The sequence below is a fragment of the Mesorhizobium sp. B2-3-14 genome (genome assembly GCF_006442175.1).
Taxonomy (GTDB): Bacteria; Pseudomonadota; Alphaproteobacteria; order Rhizobiales; family Rhizobiaceae; genus Mesorhizobium; species Mesorhizobium australicum.
Map to the genome: position 1 here is coordinate 55428 of NZ_VFVP01000002.1, position 17569 is coordinate 72996.

The 17569-nt window shown below is 63.7% G+C and carries 8 protein-coding genes; 7 read left to right on the top strand and 1 reads right to left on the bottom strand.

The genetic code is table 11. From position 1 onward, the window contains the following. The first annotated feature begins 1 nt into the window (after position 1). From FJ950_RS04930 to FJ950_RS04950, 5 genes are all read left to right on the top strand, one after another. Positions 2 to 6058 carry a translocation/assembly module TamB domain-containing protein gene (locus FJ950_RS04930; RefSeq protein WP_140615528.1) on the top strand — a complete coding sequence of 2019 codons (6057 nt, stop codon included), beginning with the start codon at positions 2 to 4 and terminating at the stop codon, positions 6056 to 6058. 252 nt (positions 6059 to 6310) lie between these two features. After that, positions 6311 to 7969: an ABC transporter substrate-binding protein gene (locus FJ950_RS04935; protein WP_015317134.1), complete on the top strand. Its 1659-nt coding sequence runs from the start codon at positions 6311 to 6313 to the stop codon at positions 7967 to 7969. Between the two features lie 148 nt (positions 7970 to 8117). Continuing rightward, entirely contained in the window at positions 8118 to 9152 is a 1035-nt protein-coding gene (locus tag FJ950_RS04940) for an ABC transporter permease (RefSeq protein ID WP_015317135.1), read from the top strand. Positions 9153 to 9163: 11 nt separating this feature from the next. Then, positions 9164 to 10321, top strand: coding sequence for an ABC transporter permease (locus FJ950_RS04945; RefSeq protein ID WP_015317136.1), 1158 nt, complete (start codon positions 9164 to 9166; stop codon positions 10319 to 10321). 50 nt (positions 10322 to 10371) lie between these two features. Continuing rightward, positions 10372 to 12693, top strand: a complete 2322-nt coding sequence (locus FJ950_RS04950) for an ABC transporter ATP-binding protein (RefSeq protein WP_015317137.1) — start codon at positions 10372 to 10374, stop codon at positions 12691 to 12693. Between the two features lie 13 nt (positions 12694 to 12706). Here FJ950_RS04950 and FJ950_RS04955 read toward each other — a convergent pair whose 3' ends face one another. Beyond that, positions 12707 to 13297, bottom strand: a complete 591-nt coding sequence (locus tag FJ950_RS04955; protein WP_015317138.1) for a transglycosylase SLT domain-containing protein — start codon at positions 13295 to 13297, stop codon at positions 12707 to 12709. A gap of 216 nt (positions 13298 to 13513) precedes the next feature. Between FJ950_RS04955 and FJ950_RS04960 the strand changes: the two genes are divergently transcribed. Together FJ950_RS04960 and FJ950_RS04965 are read left to right on the top strand one after the other, a co-directional pair. Further along, a complete protein-coding gene (locus tag FJ950_RS04960; RefSeq protein WP_140615530.1) occupies positions 13514 to 15052 on the top strand; it encodes a trimethylamine methyltransferase family protein in 1539 nt (512 codons plus the stop codon). Between the two features lie 66 nt (positions 15053 to 15118). Continuing rightward, positions 15119 to 17560, top strand: a complete 2442-nt coding sequence (locus FJ950_RS04965; protein ID WP_140615532.1) for an FAD-dependent oxidoreductase — start codon at positions 15119 to 15121, stop codon at positions 17558 to 17560. The last annotated feature ends 9 nt before the right edge of the window (positions 17561 to 17569 follow it).

Below are 17569 nucleotides of genomic sequence, written 5' to 3' on the forward strand. Positions count from 1 at the left end.
GATGAAAACGGTCTGGCGCATCCTTCGCATTGTCCTTTACACGCTGCTGATCGTGGTCGCGGGTGCGATCGGCGCGCTGGTCGTGCTGACCAAGACCGAGCGCGGGCGCGACAACCTCGCCGGCATCATTTCGCGGCTGGCTTCAAGCGACGACCGCAAGGTCACCGTCAGCGGCATCAACGGCATCTGGTCGGGTAATCTCAGCGTCGACCATGTCGTGCTTGAGGACCGTGAGGGCGCCTGGCTGGTGGCGCGCAAGGTGGCCGTCGACTGGTCGCCGACGGCACTTCTGTCCAAAAGCTTCAGCGCCGATCGCATCGCCGCCGATCGCGTCGAACTGGCACGCCTGCCGGTGGCCGGTACGCAGCCGCCCGCGCAGAGCGGCACGACGACGCTGCCGGTCTCCATCGACATCAAGCAGATCGAGCTGCCGGAAATCGCGCTTGGCCAGCAACTGGCCGGCAGCGGCATCGCCGAGCTCGCGGCCAAGGGAATGCTCAAGGCCGATGCCGCGCCACTGGCGGTCCAGACGGTGCTCAATGTCACCCGTCACGACGGCAAACAGGGCAATGTCGACGCCAAGATCCATTTCGCACCCGCCGATAACAAGCTGGACCTCGACCTCAAGGCGTCGGAGCCGGCCGGCGGCATCATTGCCAACCTGCTCAAGCTGCCGGATGCGCCACCAGTAGATATCGTGGTTTCGGGCAGTGGGCCGCTTGCCAACTGGAGCGGTGTCGGCACCTTCCTCGTCGACCATCGGATCGTCACCCAGCTCACCGGCCGTCACCAGCTCACCGACAAGGGCAATCATGTCGAGGCAAAGGGCGACGGCGATTTTGCCCGCTTCCTGCCGGAAAACCTGAAGCCGTTGTTTGCCGGCAAGACCAACTTCGATGTCGCGGGCACCGCCACGTCGGTCGGCGGCATCAGCATCGACCGGGCCAGCATCGAGAGCGATGCGGTACACGGCACCGCGTCCGGCATTGCCGATCCTGCCGGCGCCAGCGACCTGTCGGTCGAACTCGCCGCCAAGGGCCCGCCCGTGGTGATCAGCGTCGGCAGCAAGGCGCAGCCGATCACGCTGGCGATCAAGAACGCCACCGCGCGCGCCTTCGGCGACGGCAAGGCGCCGATCGTCGACATCGGCGCCTCCTTCGTTTCGATCGTCGCCGGCGGCACGCGGCTGGACGATCTGGCGGCGCAGATCCATTCCGATGGTTTCGATATCCAGAACCGCGCCGGCCCGGTTGCCGTCAAGCTGGAGGCGGGCGGCCTGAACACCGACGTGGCGACGTTGGCGCCGCTGATCACCGGCAAGGTCGATGTCGATCTGGCCGGTTCGATCAGCAAGGACGCCGTTATTGCCATCGATCAGGGTACGCTGCGCTCCGATGCGGTCAATGCCTCGCTGACGGCGACAGTGGCACTCGCCGACATGTCGATGCAGCTCAAAATGAATGCCGATGCCGTGGCGACCGCGTTTCCCCAGCAGATCGCCTCGGTGCTCGGCGGGCGGGTGAAGTTCTCGGCCACGGCATCGCGCGATCCGCAGGGATCTTTCGCCGCGAATTCCATCGAACTCACTTCAGGATCGCTCAGCGCCAGCGGTACGGCCAGCATGCAAGGCACTGACATCCAGGCCGACATCAAGGGCAAATTGGGCGACGTTTCGGTGTTGTCGCCGACGGTCGGCGTGCCGGTTGCCGGCGGGGTCGATTTCGCGCTGTCGGCAAGCGGCGCGATGACCGCGCCGGATTTCACCGTTAGCGCCAACAGCGAGAGCCTGACCGCTTCGGGCCGCACGGTGAAGGCCATCAAGCTGAGCGCGAGCGGCAAGGCCGACATAACGAACCCTTCCGCCAACGTCTCGCTGACCGGCGCCGTCAACGACCAGCCGCTCGACATTAAGGCGGCCCTGGTGACCAGCGAGGGCAAGCGTTCGATCAATGGCTTCCTGGTGTCGCTGGGCGACAACAAGGTCTCAGGCGACCTGGCGCTCGACGACAAGTTCATGCCCCTGGGCACGCTGACGCTCGCCGCACCTGCCATCGACCAGTTGGCCGCGCTCGCCGGCCAGGCGGTGACCGGCGACATCAACGGCACCATCCTGTTCGCCAAGGACGGCGATGCACCGTCCATTGCCATCGATGCCAAAAGCACGTCGGTCGCGCGTGGCGAGGTGACGGCCAAAGCGATCGCCATCAATGCGCTCGTCGCCAATTATCTCAAGGCGCCGGCGATCTCGGGCACCATCAAGGCCGATGCGGTCACTTCGGGAAACACGGAAATCAGCAGCATCGGCGTCGACCTCAAGCGCGACGGCGACTGGACCGATTTCACTGGTGGCGCGACCATAGCAGGCATTCCTGCGACCGCTGCCGGCCGGGTGAAGATCGCCGAGGGCACCACCAGCGTCGAGATCGCCTCGGGCGACGCCACCGTTCGCGGCATCAAGACGGCGATTGCCGAACCGTCGGCTCTGACCATCGCCGACGGTACGGCCAAGATCGAGAAGCTGGCGCTCGATATTGGCGGCGGCAAGGTGGCGCTGTCGGGCAGCGCTGGCGAGACGCTCGATCTGGCGGCGCAGGTCTCCGCCTTGCCGGCAGCGCTTGCCAATGCGTTTTCGCCTGGCCTGGATGCCACGGGAACGCTTGACGGTATCGCCGAAGTGAGCGGAGCGCCGGCAGCTCCCGATATCCGGTTCAACGCGAAACTGGCCGGTGCCGAGACCAGCCAGACCCGCCAGGCAGGGCTCGGACCGCTCGCCGTCGATGCGGCCGGCAGCTACACGATCGCCGGCGGCGTCGCCCTCGACCATGCAACCCTGTCCGGCGACAAGGTCTCTGGGCAGGCCACAGGCACCATCAATCCGAACGGGGCGAGCGATTTTGCGATCGATCTGACCTCGTCGGGTCCCAGCCTGCCGCTGACGGTCGGCAGCGCCGAGAGCCCCGTCAAGATCGAGGTCCGATCAGTATCGGCTAAAATCGCGGGCGAAAGCACGCATGCCCGACTGGACCTTTCCGTGATCCTGCCCTCGGTCGTCACCAGCCCGGCGAGGGTGGACGGACTGACCCTCGCACTGCACTCGGACGCATTCGATCTCCGGAATCGCGCCGGGCCGGTTTCCGGAACGGTATCGGTGGACAAGGTTGGGCTCGACAATCCAACGATCGCGCCGCTTATCGCCGGCAAGGTCACGGCCGCGCTCAGCGCCCGGCTGAGCGCCGACACTGTGGCTATCGACAGCGGCTCGCTGAAAAGCGATGCGCTGAGCAGCCAGGTGGCCGGCCAGGTATCGCTGCGTGACGGTGCCATCGATCTCAACCTGAAGGCGGATGCGCCATCGTCGGCCTTGCCGGCGGCGGCGCGCGGCATGCTTGGCGACCGCGCCCAGATAAGCGCCATGCTGAAGCGCGAACCCAACGGCAATCTCCACATCGGTGGATTGAAGCTGACTTCTGGCGCGCTGAGCGCCGACGGACAGGCAAGCCTTGCCGACAACAAAGTGACCGCCGATATCAGGGGGGCGCTGAGCGACATCTCGCCATTGTCGAAGGATGCCACGGGCGCCATCGCCTTCGCGCTGAGCGCGCAAGGGCCGGCCATGGCGCCCGACCTGTCGCTTACAGTCAACAGCGACAGACTGTCGGTGGCATCGCGCGAGATCACCGGATTGAAGCTCACGGCTACCGGCAAGGCCGATGCCGCCAATCCGGCGGCCAATGTCCAACTCACTGGCAATGTCGCCGGGCAGGCGCTGCAGGGGAGTGCCGTGCTGGCAACGGCGAACGGCAAGAGCGCCATCAACGGCCTGCTGCTGTCGCTGGGCAAGAACCGAATCTCGGGCGATCTGGCGCTGGACGACAAGTTCGTGCCTGAAGGCATCATTTCGCTCGACCTCCCCGACATCGGGCCGCTTGCCGCACTGGCACTGGAAAAGGCCGAAGGCGACGTTCGCGGCACGATCGCCTTCTCCAGGAATGGCGCGGCGCCGCAGGTCGCCATCAAGGCGACGACCGACTCGATCATACGCGGCGACCTGCAGGCGAAGGCCGTCTCGGTCGATGCGCTGATCGCCAATTATCTCGCCGCTCCCGTGATTTCAGGCAAGATCCGCGCCGACACCGTCACCTCGGGCGGTACGGTGATCAGCGGCATCGATGTCGATTTGAAGCGCGATGGCGACTGGACCGGCTTTTCCGGTGGAGCGACGGTCAAGGGCATTCCGGCGCAGGCGGCAGGCCGGGTGAAGGTAGCCAACGGGACGACCACCATCGAGCTTGCTTCAGGCCAGGCGACCGTCCAGGGCATCAAGGCGGCCATCGCCCAGGCCTCGACCGTCAGCATCGCCAATGGCACGACGACGTTGGACAGGCTGGTGCTCAACCTTGGCGGCGGCACCGCGACGGTGACCGGCAAGGTCGGGCAGGCGCTCGACATCAATGCGGTGCTGGCACGCGTGCCGATGTCGCTCGCCAACAGTTTTTCGCCCGGGCTCGATGCCGCGGGTTCCATTTCCGGCACGGTGAAGGTGACGGGCGCACCGGCGAGCCCCGCGGTTGCCTTCAACATAGACGCGGCCGGCGTGCAGACATCGCAGACCCGTGGCGCGGGCGTCGGCGCGGTGAGCGTTTCTTCGTCCGGCACCTTTGCCGGCAACAAGCTGGCCTTCAACGCCAATATCAGCGACGGGGCCGGCCTTGGACTCAAGGGCGGCGGCACGGTGACGACGGTGGGCACCCCGGCGCTGGCGCTCGACTTCAACGGTGCGGTGCCATTCGGCCTTCTCAGCGAGAAACTTGCCGCGCAGGGCTTGTCGCTGACCGGCAACGCCAACGTCAATGTCCAGGTGCGTGGTCCGGCGAAATCGCCTGTCATCGGTGGTACGGTGAGGGCGTCCGGCGCACGCCTGGTCGATGCCAATTCGGGTCTCGCAGTCAACGACATCGCCCTCGATGTCTCGATCGGCAACGACGTCGCCAGGATCAACCGGCTGACCGGTACACTGTCGACGCGCGGCAGCCTTTCGGCCAGTGGCACGGTCGGCATCAATCCGGCGCAAGGGTTCCCGGCCGACCTGTCGATCAAGCTCACGGACGGTCGTTATACGGACGGTCGCGTGGTGACCGCCAACCTTGGCGGCGACCTGACGATCAGGGGGCCGCTGACTTCGGCACCGGCGATTGCCGGAACCGTCAACCTGGCCAAGACCGTCATCACGGTCCCGGACAAATTGCCGGGCTCGCTCTCGGCGCTCGACGTCAAGCACAAGAATGCGCCGGGTCCGGTCAGGGCGCAGGACAAGGCGCTGCGCCCGGCCACGACCAGCGGCAAGAGCGGTGGCAGCGGCCTTGCACTCGACGTCACGGTCAACGCGCCGAACCAGATCTTCATCCAGGGCAGGGGTGTCGACGCCGAATTCGGTGGCTCGCTCAAGCTAACCGGCCCGGCCTCGTCGCCGCAAGCCGTCGGCACCTTCACCTTGCAGCGCGGCCGGCTGTCGATCCTTGGCAAGCGGCTGACCTTCACCGAAGGCACGGTCGGGTTCTCGGGTTCGCTGGTGCCTTACCTCAATCTGACGGCGACGACGACCACGACCGGCGCGACCGTCACCATCGTGGTGTCGGGCGAGGCGACCAATCCCAAATTCACCTTCAGTTCGGTGCCTGCGCTGCCGGAGGACGAGGTGCTGGCGCAGCTGATCTTCGGGCGGTCGATGTCGAACCTGTCGCCGCTGCAGATCGCACAGCTGGCCGAGGCCGCCGGACAATTGGCCGGCGTCGGCGGTTCGACGTCGCTTCTGGAAAACCTGCGCAGCGCCATCGGCGTTGACGACCTCGACGTGACCACCGATGATAAGGGCGGCACGGCGGTCTCGGCCGGCAAGTACCTGAACGACCGCACCTATGTGACCATCCAGAAGGGCGACAAGCCGGGTTCCGGCAAGGCGACCATCGATCTCAATGTCGGGCGCGGCGTCAAATTGCGCGGCGAGGCGACGGACGCCGGCGAAGCCAAGGGCGGCATCTTCTACGAGAAGGAATATTGAGGGCCTGGCCTTCATCCTGGCCGCAACTGGCGCTGTCGTAACCAGTGCGAATGTCTCAATTTAATTGCCCGAAGAGATTTTGGCGAAATCTGGGCGCACTAGCAATTTTGCGCCAAGACTGTCGCTATCACGCGAACTGCCCCCCTTCCAAAGTTGCACATTCGCTAACATGTTCCCAATCCATGCCGTCTTTGACATCATGGCCCGGATGCGGAATGTTAATCGGCGGAAAGCCAACAATGGGAGTTAGTCATGACAATCTATAAGAGCAACGGCGACAGCGTTCCGGATCACATCCTGGCGATGGCCGAAGAAGCCAAGTCGGGCAAAGTCGATCGCCGCGAATTCCTCGCGCTCGCCAGCGTCTTCGGTGCCTCGACCGCCATGGCCTACGGCCTGCTCGGCCTTGCCGCTCCGACCCCGGCCAAGGCCGAGGACGTCCAGGGCAAGAAGGGCGGCGTGCTGAAAGTGGCGATGTCGGTCAAGGATCCCAAGGATCCGCGTACCGCCGACTGGTCCGAGATTTCCAACGCCGAGCGCCAGGCGCTCGAGCCGCTGGTGAAATACACCAAGGAGTACACATTCGCTCCATATCTGCTGGCAAGCTGGGACATCAACGACGACGCCACCGAGTACACGCTGCATGTGCGGCCTGGCGTCGAATGGAACAATGGCGACAAGTTCACCGCCGATGACGTGATCTACAATTTCACCCGCTGGGCCGACAAATCAGCCGAAGGCAACTCGATGCCTGGACGTCTCGGCAGCCTCGTCGACGAAAAGACCAAGAAGTTGCGCGAAGGGTCGATCGTCAAGGTCGACGACATGACCGTCAAACTGAAGCTGTCGAAGCCCGACATCGCCATCATCCCGAACCTGTGCGACTATCCCGGCCTCGTCGTCCACAAGAGCTTCGACGAGAAGGGCGCCAACTTCAAGAACTGCCCGATCGGCACTGGTCCGTTCGAGCTCGTCTCCTATGATGTCGGCCAGAAGGTGGTCTACAAGCGCCGCACGACCGGCAAGTGGTGGCAAGGCGAAGCCTTCCTCGACGGCGTCGAGTTCATCGACTACGGCACCGATCCGGCCGCGACCGTTTCGGCCTTCGAATCGGGCGAAGTGCAGACCAACCACGAAACGACCGCCGACTACGTCAAGATCATCGCGGACGTCGGCGCGCCGCCTTCGGAAGTGGTGACCGCGGCTACCGTGGTGTCGCGCTTCAACGTCAACGCCAAGCCTTATGGCGACCAGAAGGTGCGTCAGGCGATGTGCCTGGCCGTCGACAATTCGGTGGTCCTGCAGCTCGGCTACGGCAATGCCGGCACGCCGGCCGAAAACCACCATGTCGCGCCGATCCATCCGGAATATGTCGAACTGCCGAAGATCAAGCGCGACGTCGCCAAGGCCAAGCAGATGCTGACGGAAGCCGGCGTGATCGATTTCGAACACGAGCTGATCAGCAACGACGAGGACTACCACAAGAACACCACGGACGCGATCGCGGCCCAGCTGCGCGAGGCCGGCATCAAGGTGAAGCGCACCGTGCTGCCGAGCTCGACCTTCTGGAACGACTGGACGAAGTACCCATTCTCGGAGACCAACTGGAACATGCGTCCGCTTGGCATCCAGGTCATCGCCATCGCCTACCGCTCGGGCGAAGCCTGGAACGAGACGGCCTATGCCAATCCGGACTTCGACAAGAAGGTCAACGAGGCGCTCGGCATCGCCGATGCGGAGAAGCGCAAGGTGGTGATGAAGGACATCGAGCAGATGCTGCAGGATTCCGGCATCATCATCCAGCCTTACTGGCGCAAGCTCTACATCAACATCAAGCCCGAGGTGAAGAACCACTCGATGCACCCCACCTACGAGCACGATTTCGGCAAGGTCTGGCTCGATCAGGCGTGACCGCTGCTTGATGAATATGAGGGGCGCCTGCCCCTCATATTCGCAGGATCGTCGCCGTTGCATTGGATGCAGCGGCGGCGGGACGCTACAGGGTTTTCGTCACAGGGTTGACCATATCTGACCCCAACCCGGCCGGCAGGGGGGCACAATGTTCTCATTCATCATCAGACGCATCGGCACGATACTGCTCACGATGCTGTGCCTGACGCTGGTCGTCTTCTTCCTCGTCAATCTCGAACCCAATCTGAAAAAGCTGGCGATCAGCCAGACCGAAATGCACACATCGGCGGAGCAACTTGAAAGCTGGCTGGTCAATCACGGCTATCGCCAGAATTTCTTCGTTCGCTATGGCCAGTGGCTCGGCGTCGTGCCCAAGCAGCCGATCACGGATCCGGCGACCGGAAAGACCACGCAGCGCTTCTCCTTCTGCAATGACCCGGCCGTGCCGACATTCTCCGGCGTGATCGAGGGTGATTTCGGCTGCTCGACCAAGTTCAAGACCACGGTCGCGGCCAAGCTGTTCCCTGCGCTGGGCGCTACCGGCATTCTGATGCTCTGCGTGCTGGGCGTAATGGTGCCGGTGTCGCTGCTGGTTGGCATCCTTGCCGGCATGCGGGAGGGGTCGCGCACCGATCGCGTGCTGTCGATCGCCTCGATCGCCTCGACGGCGACGCCTGAATATGTGTCGGGTGTCATCTTCACCGTCATCTTCGCTTCGTGGCTCGGCTGGCTGAACGGGTCGGCCGCGTCCGCGAGCCAGGGCATCACCTTTTACAATTTCACCCTGCCGGTGATCACGCTGGCGATCTACGGCATCGGCTATATCGCACGCATGACACGCGCCTCGATGGTCGAGGTGATGACGCAGCAATATATCCGCACGGCACGCCTGAAGGGGCTTTCCTTCAAGAGCGTCGTGGTCAAGCACGCGCTGCGCAACGCCTTGATCGCACCGTTCACCGTCATCATGCTGCAGTTCCCCTGGCTGCTCACCGGCGTCGTCATCGTCGAGGTGATGTTCCGCTACCAGGGCTTCGGCTACACGCTGGTCGAGGCCGCCGGCAACAACGACATCGATCTTCTGCTCGGCTGTTCGCTGGTCTCCGTGTTCATCGTGCTGATCACCCAGCTCATTTCCGACGTCGGCTATGCATTCCTCAATCCGCGCATCCGCGTTCAGTAGGGAGAAGGCGCATGCAAGCTCAATATATCGGCGCCTCCACCATCATCCTCGAAGTGCTCTGGCGCTTCTGGCCGGTCTGGGCCGCGCTCGCCATCGTCATGGGTGCGAGCTTTCTCTACAAGAAGAAGCTGGCGCTCTACGGCCAGTTGTTCGACAGCGGCGTCGGCATAGCGGGCGTGTTCATCTGCCTGTTCTGGCTGTTCACGGCGATTTTCGCCTCGACCATCTCGCCTTTCGATCCGCTCGGCCAGATCCCGATCATGAAGGACACGCTGCCGGGCGCCATCGAACCGCAATCGGGGCTCGTCTACCTCTTCGGCGGCGACAAGCTCGCCCGCGACGTGTTCTCGCGCATGGTCTATGGCAGCCAGATCGTGTTGATCATCGCACCCGCCGCGACCGGTTTCGCGCTGATGGTCGGCATCACGCTTGGCCTGCCGGCCGGCTACTACGGCGGCAAGATCGATTCCATCCTGTCGTTCCTGGCCAACCTCGTGCTGGCCTTCCCGGTGATCCTCTTGTTCTACCTGCTGGTGACGCCGGGCATCATGGACACGCCGATCCCCTATGCGCTGGCCGGCGTCTTCTTCCTGTTTCCGATCATTTTCTTCAGCGTGCTGTTCTGGACACGCTACAAGAACCGGCCCGACCGGATTTACATCCTGCTCGGCCTGACACTGATCATAGGCGGCTGGATCTATCTCGGCCTCGTCTTCGACAGGGACCCGCTGCACATCGTCCACATCGATCCCAACCAGCTAAACATCTTCGTGGCGGTGGTGTTCGCCTCCAGCCCGGGCGTGTTCCGCATCGTGCGCGGCCTGGTGATGGACATCAAGACCCGCGACTATGTGGCGGCGGCGCAGACGCGCGGTGAATCGCCTTGGTACATCATGCTGTGGGAGATCCTGCCCAATGCGCGCGGGCCGCTGATTGTCGATGCCTGCCTGCGCATCGGCTACACCACCATACTGCTCGGCACGCTGGGTTACTTCGGCCTGGGCCTCGCGCCCGAGAGCCCGGACTGGGGTACGGCGATCAAGGATGCCAGCCGATTGCTGCGGTCCTTTATTCACCCGGCGCTGCCGCCGACGATCGCGTTGATGTCGTTCGTGCTGGGTCTCAACCTGCTCGCCGACTCACTGCGTGAGCAATCGATGAAGGATTGACGGCGGGGTCTCAGATCCCACTTGGCCAAGAATAAGGATTGGAGCGACCCATGAACGAGGCAGTTCGAAATCCGGCACAGCCGATCATCGAGATCGAGAACCTTTCGATCTCCTTCTTCACCCGCAAGGGCGAGATACCGGCCGTCATGGACTTTTCCTGCACGGTCATGCCGGGTGAGGCGATGGGCATCGTCGGCGAATCCGGTTGCGGCAAGTCGACCGTGTCGCTCGGCATCATGCGCGACCTCTCCAACATCGGAAAGATCGTTGGCGGCAAGATCAAGTTCCAGGGCAAGGACATGGGCGAGCTCTCCGACGAGGAGCTGCGCGCCATCCGCGGCAACAAGATCGCCATGATCTACCAGGAGCCGATGGCCAGCCTCAATCCGGCGATGAAGATCGGCCAGCAGCTGATGGAAGTGCCGTTGATCCACGACAAGGTGTCGACGAAAGAGGCCTACTCCAGGGCGCTCGAAATGGTGCGCTCGGTCAAGCTTCCCGATCCCGAGCGCATGATGCGCTCCTACCCGCACCAGCTTTCCGGCGGCCAGCAGCAGCGCATCGTTATCGCCATGGCGCTGCTGTCGAAGCCGGCGCTGCTTCTGCTCGACGAGCCGACGACGGCGCTCGACGTAACCGTGGAAGCGGGCATTGTCGATCTGGTCAAGGGGTTGGGCGAGAAGTTCGGCACCTCGATGATCTTCGTGTCGCACAATCTCGGCCTCATCCTGGAAACCTGCGACCGCATCACGGTGATGTATTCGGGCGAGGCGGTCGAGACCGGCAAGATCAAGGACGTCTTCGACCGGATGCGCCACCCCTATACGCAGGGGCTGTTCCGTTCGATCCCGCTGCCTGGCGCCGACAAGAACTCGCGGCCGCTGATCTCGATCCCGGGGCAATTGCCACTGCCGCACGAACGGCCCAAAGGCTGCAATTTCGGCCCGCGCTGCCACCATTTCGTCGAGGGCGTCTGCAACGCCGCCGAAATCCCGATGATCGAAGTCGCCGGACACGAGGGCCATTTCTCGCGCTGCGTGCGCTTCAACGAGATCGATTGGGAGGCATTGCCGCCCGGCGCCAAGAAGGTGAATGAGCGCGTCGTGCCCGGTGCGCCAGTACTCAAGATCGAGGACCTGCGGAAATACTACAAGGTTGGCGGCAGCGAGGTGTTCGGCTCGAGCGAAGGCCGCGTCGTCAAGGCCAACGAGACGATCTCGTTCATGGCACGCGAATCCGAGACCGTGGCCATCGTCGGCGAATCCGGCTGCGGAAAGTCGACGCTTGCCAAGGTATTGCTCGGGCTGGAAACCGCCAGCTCCGGCAGCGTCACGCTCGGCAACAAGGAAATCCAGTCGACCGGCATCGAGAAGCGCAGCGTCGACACCGTGTCGTCGATCCAGATGGTGTTCCAGAACCCGTTCGACACGCTGAACCCCAGCCATTCGGTCGGGTCGCAGATCATCCGGACGCTGGAAAAATTCAACGTCGGCAAGACCGTTGCCGACAGGCGCAAGCGCATGCTGGAACTGCTCGACCTGGTGAAACTGCCGCGGGCGTTCGAAACCCGCAAGCCGCGCCAGCTTTCCGGCGGCCAGAAGCAGCGTATCGGCGTGGCGCGAGCCTTCGCCGGCGACGCCAAGGTGGTGGTGGCCGACGAGCCGGTTTCGGCGCTCGATGTCTCGGTGCAGGCGGCGGTGACGGAACTGCTGATGGATATCCAGCGCAAGAACAAGACGACGATGCTGTTCATCAGCCACGATCTCTCGGTCGTGCGCTACATCGCCGACCGCGTCGTCGTCATGTATCTCGGCTATATCGTCGAGCAAGGCACGACAGACCAGATCTTCGCGCCGCCCTATCACCCCTATACCGAGGCGCTGCTCTCGGCGATCCCGATTGCCGACACCAGCGTGGTCAAGAAGCACATCGTGCTGGAAGGTGACATCCCCTCGGCGATGAACCCGCCGTCCGGCTGTCCGTTCCAGACACGCTGCGGCTACAAGAAGCTGGTGCCTGACAATCTGTGCGAGACCAAGGTGCCGCCGGTCAAGAACCTCGGCGATGGCCATATGAGCCTGTGCTGGCTCTCCGACGACGTGCTCAAGACCATGGAGCCGGTGATCAAGTTCGACAGGGAACATGCCGCCCATGAAGGCGTGCCTGACGACGCGCCGCATGGCGAAGGTCCGGGCTTTGCCGGCGAGCCGCCAAAGCGGCCACATGGCAAGGTGGCAGGTGCTGAGGCCGACGCGATCGGGGAGGCCGCCGAGGAGGCGGACGCCGTTTCGCGGGCCCGTCGCCACGAAGTCCGCGACGAGGTGTCGGAAACCGGTGATTCAAAACCGAAGGACACGACAAAGCCGCACTAGCGCGGACAGGACATCAGCTCCCGCATTGCTGCAGCTGAACAGCATAGTCGCGGGCCATCTTGTCGGTGGCCCGTGCGTAGCCCTGGACGCCCGCATCACCACGATTGCCGCGGCCATAGGCGGTCCAGCCTAGGTAATAGGCGAGGTAGAGGTTGTAGGTGTCGTTGCGCGCGACGCCGTATGTGTCGGCTGTCTTGGAATGATACCAGCCGACGAAGTCGACGGCGTCGGCGAATCTCGTGCGCCGCGCCGCCCAGTTGCCGGTTTCGCGCTGATATTGCGACCAGGTGCCGTCCAGCGCCTGCGAGAAGCCGGTGGCCGAGGAGACATGTTTCCACGGAATGAAGCCGAGCAGTTTGGTGCGCGGCGGCCGGGCGTTGCTCTTGAAGCCGGATTCCTTGCGCACCGTCGCCATCAGCACCGGCACCGGCACGCCATATTTCTGTGAGGCGCGCTCGGCACCCGACTGCCAATTGTCGAACCAGCCATCGTTCTGGTCGAAGACGGCGCAGACATTGTTGATGTGACTGGGTGCCGTGGCGCAGGCCGAAAGTGCCAGCAGCACGCCAACCGCTACAATTTTACTAAAACTCGACCTACGCATTGGATGAGCAATAGGCCGAAATCATAAAGGGAATCTTGCTGCCGCTGTTAACGCCTCGTCGGCACGGTCAGGTGAGAAAATGCCATAGCTGTATTCCGACGCCAATTGTCGCCTTCTATAAAGTCGTGCTGAGCATATGCCGCCTTGGCTAAAATCACGCCCGTAAACGGCGCATTTCTGACAGCTTGCGCGGTTTACCGAAGCTTTGATGCCGGCATGACCGAACCAAGACGCAAGCGCGGCGCCGAGCGCACCAGCAACCGGGGGCCAGCGCCCATCGCACAGCTGCGGCCCAGGCGGGTGATCAATCCCTATCCGCCGATGGCCTTGCTGTCACCAGACCAGATCGAGGCGATCCATCAGGCGTCGATGCACATATTGGAGAATTTCGGCATCGAGGTGATGAGCCCGCGTGCGCTGTCGCTGTTCGAGAAGGCCGGCGCCAAGGTCGATCACGCCTCGGCCAATGTGCGCGTCGATCGAGGCATGATCGACGAGGCGCTGAAGACGACGCGGTCCGGCTATACGCTGACCCCACGCAATCCGGCCAACACAATCCATCTCGGCGGCAACACCATCAATTTCACGCTGGTTGCCGGTCCTCCCAATGTGCATGACATGGAGAGGGGCCGCCGTGCCGGCAATCTGCGCGACTATGCTGATCTGACCAGGCTGGCGCAGCATTTCAACTGCGTCCACATGCTTGGCAACCAGGTCTGCGCCCCCGTCGAACTGCCGGCCAACTCACGCCATCTCGATACGTACTTCACCAATCTGACGCTGACCGACAAGAGTTTTCATGTCTCGGCGATCGGCCGGGGCAGGGCGCTGGACGGCATCGAGATGATGGCGATCGCGCGTGGGATGACGCTGGCCCAGATGGCTGATGATCCCGGCATTGCCACCATCATCTCGGTCAACTCGCCGCGTCGCTTCGACGAGATGATGGCCGAGGGGCTGATGACCATGGCCGAGTACGGCCAGTCGGTGGCGGTGACACCGTTCACGTTGATGGGAGCGATGAGCCCGGTGACGCTGGCCGGGGCGCTGGCGCAGCAGAATGCCGAGGCGCTGTTCGGCGTCGTGCTGACGCAGCTGGTGCGGCCAGGCGCGCCCGTGATGTACGGCGCCTTCACCTCCAATGTCGACATGAAGTCGGGCGCGCCGGCCTTCGGCACGCCTGAAAACACCAAGGCCAACATTGCTTCGGGTCAATTGGCGCGCCGCTATGGCCTGCCATACCGGACGACGCCCGGTTCGGCTTCCAACGTCGCCGACGCGCAAGGCGCCTATGAGACGCTGATGGCGTTGTGGGGCGCGGTGCTTGGCCATGGCAATCTCGTCTACCACGCCGCCGGCTGGCAGGAGGGCGGGCTGACGGCTTCGTTCGAGAAATTCATCATCGACGTCGAGATGATCCAGCACATGATGGAGTTTTTGCGCCCGATCGTGGTCGATGAGGCCGAACTTGCCGTCGAGGCGCTGGGCGCGGTGCCGACCGGCGGCCATTTCTTCGGCGAGCCGCACACGCTGGAGCGCTACGCCACCGCCTTCTACCAGCCGATGCTCTCCAACTGGCAGAATTACGAAGCCTGGCAGGAGGCCGGCGGCCTCGACGCGACCGCGCGCGCGACGCGACTGTGGAAGAAGGCGCTGGAGGATTATGTCGAGCCGGTGATGGACATCGCCGTGCGCGAAGCGCTCGAGGCCTATGTGGCCAAGCGCAAGGAAGCGATCGGACAGGGCGAGCCGTGATGCGCCACGAACGTCCCGTTTTGAATCATCCCACCCATCCAACTAACTGATATCAGAGAAGAAACCATGAAATCGCATGCAAAGGTCGTGGTCATCGGCGGTGGCGTCGTCGGATGTTCGGTGCTGTTCCATCTCGCCCGTCATGGCTGGACCGATGTCGTGCTGCTGGAGCGCGACGAGCTGACCTCGGGCTCGACTTGGCACGCGGCCGGCGGCATGCACACGATCAATGGCGATCCCAACGTCGCCAAGCTGCAGAAATACACCATCAACCTCTACAAGGAGATCGAGGAGCTGTCGGGCCAGGCAACCGGCGTCCACCTGACCGGCGGCGTGCTTCTTGCGGCCACCGAGGCGCGGCTCGACTGGCTGCGCGGGGTGGTCGGCAAGGGCCGTTATCTCGGCATCGAGCTGGAGGAAATCTCCCCGAAAGAGGCGGCCGAACTGATGCCGCTGCTCGATCCCAAGCAGTTCGTCGGCGCCGTCCGCAACAAGGAGGACGGCCACCTCGATCCCTCCGGTGTCACCCACGCCTATGCCAAGGCGGCACGAAAACTCGGCGCCGAGGTGGAGCGCTTCACCAAGGTCGAGGATATCGTGCGCCGTCCCGACGGGCTGTGGCGCGTCATCACCAACAAGGGCGAGGTGGTGGCCGAGCATGTCGTCAATGCCGGCGGCCTGTGGGCGCGCGAGGTCGGCCGCATGGTTGGGCTCGAACTGCCGGTGCTGGCGATGGAGCATATGTACCTGATCACCGAGGACATGCCGGAGGTTGCCGCCTGGAACCAGAAAACCGGCACCGAAATCATCCATGCGGTCGATTTCGACGGCGAGCTCTATCTGCGCCAGGAGCGCGGCGGCATGCTGATGGGCACCTATGAGAAAGCCAACAAACCATGGTCAGAATACCAGACGCCGTGGAATTTCGGCCATGAATTGCTGGCGCCGGATATCGACCGCATCGCGCCGTCGCTCGAGGTCGGTTTCCGGCATTTCCCGGCTTTCCAGAACACCGGCATCAAGCAGATCATCAATGGGCCCTTCACTTTCGCGCCCGACGGCAACCCGCTGGTCGGGCCGGTGCGCGGCCTGCCGGGCTTCTGGGTCGCCTGCGGCGTCATGGCCGGCTTCAGCCAGGGCGGTGGCGTTGGTCTGGCGCTATCCAACTGGATGATCGAGGGCGATCCCGGCGCCGATATCTGGGCGATGGATGTTGCGCGCTACGGCGACTGGGCGACGATGGCCTACACCAACGCCAAGGTGCGCGAAAACTATTCCCGGCGCTTTTCGATCCGCTTCCCCAACGAGGAACTGCCGGCCGGGCGGCCGCTAAAGACGACGCCCGTCTACGACCTGTTGTCGGCCAAGGGTGCGCAGTGGGGCGTCGCCTACGGGCTGGAAGTGCCGCTCTGGTACGCGCCGGAAGGCGTCAAGGACGAGTTCTCATGGCGGCGCTCGAGCGACTTCAGCCATGTCGCCGCCGAAGTCGCGACGGTTCGCGCTGGCGTCGGCTTGTCGGAGATATCGAGCTTTGCCAAATACAAGGTGACGGGCGAGGGGGCCGCGGCCTGGCTCGACCGGATGCTCGCCTGCAAGCTGCCGAAGCCCGGCCGGATGGCGCTCGCCCCGATGCTGAAGGACGACGGCAGGCTGATCGGCGATTTCACGCTGGCTAATCTCAGCCCCCAAGGTCGGGAAGAAGGGGGCTGGTTCCTGGCCGGCTCCGGCATTGCCGAGCAATATCACATGCGCTGGTTCGAGCAGCATCTGCCCGACGATGGCTCGGTCCAAATCGAAGCGCTGGGACAAAAGCTTACCGGCCTGTCGATTGCCGGCCCCAAGGCCAGGGACGTGCTGGCGAAAGCCACGCGCTCCGACATATCGAACGCGGCATTTCCCTTCATGGCCGTCGGCAAGATGGATGTCGGCATGGCGCCGTGCCTGGTCGGCCGCGTCAGCTACACCGGCGATCTCGGCTACGAGATCTGGGTGGCGCCGGAATATCAGCGTGCCGCCTATCAGGCGCTGATGGCGGCGGGGGCGGAATTCGGCATCGGTCTGTTCGGCTCGCGCGCGCTCAACGCGCTGCGGCTGGAGAAGAACTACGGCTCATGGGGGCGCGAATACCGGCCGATCTATGGGCCGCTGGAAGCCGGCATCGATCGTTTCGTCGCCTACGGCAAGGACGCAGATTTCATCGGCAAGGCGGCGGCTCTGGCCGAGCGCAAACAGGGCGGCAAGTTGCGGCTGCGCGCCTTCATCGTCGATGCCGACGATGCCGATGTCATCGGCGACGAACCGATCTGGTTCGGTGGCGCGGTGCGCGGCTGGGTGACGTCGGGCGGCTATGCCCATCATTCGAAGAAGTCGGTCGCTGTCGGCTATGTGCCGAAGGAGATCGCAGAGGAGAGCGACGGCTTCGAAATCGAGTTGCTCGGCAAACGGCATGCGGCGCGAATCCAGGCGGCGCCGCTGTTCGATGCGAATTTCGAACGGATGCGGGGGTGAACCACCCCC

Bases quoted from the DNA above. Each gene is read 5' to 3' on its own strand.
- FJ950_RS04960 (WP_140615530.1), top strand. From the start codon at position 13,514: ATGACCGAACCAAGACGCAAGCGCGGCGCCGAGCGCACCAGCAACCGG.
- FJ950_RS04935 (WP_015317134.1), top strand. From the start codon at position 6,311: ATGACAATCTATAAGAGCAACGGCGACAGCGTTCCGGATCACATCCTG.
- FJ950_RS04940 (WP_015317135.1), top strand. From the start codon at position 8,118: ATGTTCTCATTCATCATCAGACGCATCGGCACGATACTGCTCACGATG.
- FJ950_RS04945 (WP_015317136.1), top strand. From the start codon at position 9,164: ATGCAAGCTCAATATATCGGCGCCTCCACCATCATCCTCGAAGTGCTC.
- FJ950_RS04965 (WP_140615532.1), top strand. From the start codon at position 15,119: ATGAAATCGCATGCAAAGGTCGTGGTCATCGGCGGTGGCGTCGTCGGA.
- FJ950_RS04950 (WP_015317137.1), top strand. From the start codon at position 10,372: ATGAACGAGGCAGTTCGAAATCCGGCACAGCCGATCATCGAGATCGAG.
- FJ950_RS04955 (WP_015317138.1), bottom strand. From the start codon at position 13,297: ATGCGTAGGTCGAGTTTTAGTAAAATTGTAGCGGTTGGCGTGCTGCTG.
- FJ950_RS04930 (WP_140615528.1), top strand. From the start codon at position 2: ATGAAAACGGTCTGGCGCATCCTTCGCATTGTCCTTTACACGCTGCTG.